Origin of the sequence: Vibrio sinaloensis (genome assembly GCF_000808535.1) — a bacterium.
Classification (GTDB): domain Bacteria; phylum Pseudomonadota; class Gammaproteobacteria; order Enterobacterales; family Vibrionaceae; genus Vibrio; species Vibrio sinaloensis_D.
This window is the reverse complement of record NZ_JWLV01000037.1, coordinates 1-2,599: the sequence shown is the minus strand read 5'-3', so window position 1 is coordinate 2,599 and position 2,599 is coordinate 1. Positions and strand designations below refer to the sequence as shown.

1 protein-coding gene and 4 tRNA genes are annotated in these 2,599 nt (G+C 45.7%); all 5 read right to left on the bottom strand.

From position 1 onward, the window contains the following. Positions 1-6: 6 nt before the first annotated feature. Positions 7-82: transfer RNA gene (locus RJ47_RS16430), tRNA-Phe, on the bottom strand. A 222-nt stretch (positions 83-304) separates the two neighbouring features. Further along, on the bottom strand, positions 305-1,930 hold the full coding sequence (locus tag RJ47_RS16425) for a methyl-accepting chemotaxis protein (RefSeq protein ID WP_038137865.1): 1,626 nt from the start codon (positions 1,928-1,930) through the stop codon (positions 305-307). A gap of 307 nt (positions 1,931-2,237) precedes the next feature. Next, positions 2,238-2,313, bottom strand: a tRNA-Asn gene (locus RJ47_RS16415). 47 nt (positions 2,314-2,360) lie between these two features. Then, positions 2,361-2,436: transfer RNA gene (locus RJ47_RS16410), tRNA-Phe, on the bottom strand. A 7-nt stretch (positions 2,437-2,443) separates the two neighbouring features. Further along, positions 2,444-2,519 (bottom strand) — tRNA-Thr (locus tag RJ47_RS16405). Positions 2,520-2,599: the final 80 nt, after the last annotated feature.

Genomic DNA, 2,599 nt, shown 5'->3' with positions numbered 1-2,599 from the left:
AAATTGTGGTGCCCGGAGGCGGAATCGAACCACCGACACGAGGATTTTCAATCCTCTGCTCTACCGACTGAGCTATCCGGGCGACGAGGTGTATTAAAAGGCTTTTCGTGTTTCAGGTCAACATTAAAATGCAAAAAAAATATCGTTTGTTGTTTTTCTATACTTAATGGGCTGTTTTTGTCCATTTTGGATAAGAAATGTATAGAAGGCGAGAGCGCTTAGGCTATGTCTTATCTGCGTTTGGGGGATTTAGAAAGTAAAAAAGCACGCATTTGAGCGTGCTTTTGTAGGATTGGGTCGATAACTAGTGCTTAACAGTAAATTTGCTGAGCCAGTTTTCAAGCTCATTGGCCAGTTTCGCTAAGCTTTGAGTGCTGTTGTGACTCTCTGTTACCACACCACTTAATTGTGTGCCGCTCTCTTCGATCATGTTAATTCGTTGAGAAATATCGTCACTCACTTGGGTTTGCTCTGCTGCTGCTGTCGCAATTTGGTGGCTCATTTGAGAAATTGATTCTAATGCAACCACGATTTGTTGAAGTGCTTCTGAGGCATTTTGAGACTCTTCGACTGTACTCTCACTGGTTTCTGCACACACTTCCATTGTTTGGATGGCATTACGTGAGCCTTCCTGCAAGTTGGTGATCATCTGTTGAATCTCTTTGGTGCTATCTTGAGTGCGTCCTGCGAGGTTACGTACTTCATCTGCAACAACGGCGAAACCTCGGCCTTGTTCGCCAGCTCGAGCGGCTTCGATGGCTGCATTCAAAGCAAGAAGGTTGGTTTGCTCAGCAATATCACCGATCACGTCGAGAACTTTAACTATATTATTGACGTCGTTATCTAGGTCGGCGACGGCACGACTTGCAGCGCCCAACTGACCTGCTAACCCTTGAATATTGTCGACAGTGTTGTGAATCAATTGCTGCGTATGCTGAGACTGTTTATCTGCTTCATCGGTGTTTTTCGCTGTGTCGCTTGCAGAGTCTGCAACATTGTTAGCGGATGATGCCATCTCCGTCATTGCTGTGGCGATCATCTCCGTTGACTGCTGCTGAGAGTCCGTAAGCTGAGCGATGCTTGCTGCTCGTTCTTCCACATTCGCCAGCTCACCACGAAGAGCGTGCATTGAGCCGTCTAGATTTTCGACCAACTGCGCCAGCGATTGACTCATTTGCTGCACCGCTTCGTAGATACTGCCTGATGGTGCTTTTTCGTTGAATGACGTCTGAATGTGTCCATTAGCCACATCTTGAACCGCTTTACGGACATCTTGGGGCTCACCACCAAGCAGAGCGAGCATTCGGCGAATGGAAACGATCAGTGCGGCTAAGATTGAACCCGCGATCAAAAGACATAGCATGAGCTGCCATTGCGCCGTTGACCAGAAGCGAGCGTTTACTTCGTTGAAACCAATACCCGTTCCAACAACCCAGCCCCAATGAGGTGTTCGCTCGGCAATCGAGAGTTTTTCTTCAATCGAGCCATCAGCCAATTTTTGTGTCCAAGTATATTCAACGATCTTGCCAGAGCTGCGCCCTAAAACATCAAGGATCAATTGGCCAACACTGTTGCCGTTGCCATCCTTGAAGTCATGGAAACTTGTGCCATGAAGTTGCGGATCTAACGGCGTCGCAACGAAAGTCATTTTATCATCGGCAACATACACGTACTCGTTGTCTTTGTAGATGTTGTTGCGCAGCAGTCTAGTGGCAAGCGCTTTGGCTTCATCTTCTTCCAAGGTGCCTTCGACTGCCATTTTCTCCACTTCAGTAAGGATGCTGTACGCACTTTTGAACAGTTCCGTTACACGCGCTTTGTTATCCAGATTACTGGCGACACGTAACGTCCATAAACCCGTTGCAGTTAAAGCGAGTAAAGCGATCAAGATAATTCCTGATAATAAATAAGCTTGTGTCTTTAGTTTCATAAAATCAGCTCACAAATAAGTCATTTTTATATTTATTACAGTTACACGTCGACCTGTAACACAACCTTCATATTAGTGTAGAAGATAAGAAGCTAATAGCGGACAGGGTTCAAACTATGATTGAGATTAAATTTTAAGTGTAAAATAAGTTCTTTTTAAGAAAGCTAATGCATAGCAATCCAATTGTTTAAGTCAAGGTAAGTGCCATCACGCTCGAAGGCGATAGAGGTAAGGTTTTTTAAGAGACCAAGGAACTGAGGACATCAGAAATGAAAAAAGCCAAGTCTTTCGACTTGGCTTCTTAAAGTGGCTCCTCCTGCTGGGCTCGAACCAGCGACCTGCGGATTAACAGTCCGTCGCTCTACCAACTGAGCTAAGGAGGAACTATTCTGTTTGTGTCTTGCTATTACTTAGCAAGCGCACCAAATAATGGTGCCTCGAGGCGGAATCGAACCACCGACACGAGGATTTTCAATCCTCTGCTCTACCGACTGAGCTATCGAGGCAAAAGAATGGTGCCGACTACCGGAATCGAACTGGTGACCTACTGATTACAAGTCAGTTGCTCTACCTACTGAGCTAAGTCGGCACACTGTATTCTTTGTGCGTTTGTCCGTGTTATAACGTTTTGTTAAGACACCAACAAGTCAAATTGTGGTGCCCGGAGGC

What these genes read in the sequence shown, in the direction of transcription:
- RJ47_RS16425 (WP_038137865.1), bottom strand. Translation starts at nt 1,930, where the DNA reads ATGAAACTAAAGACACAAGCTTATTTATTATCAGGAATTATCTTGATC.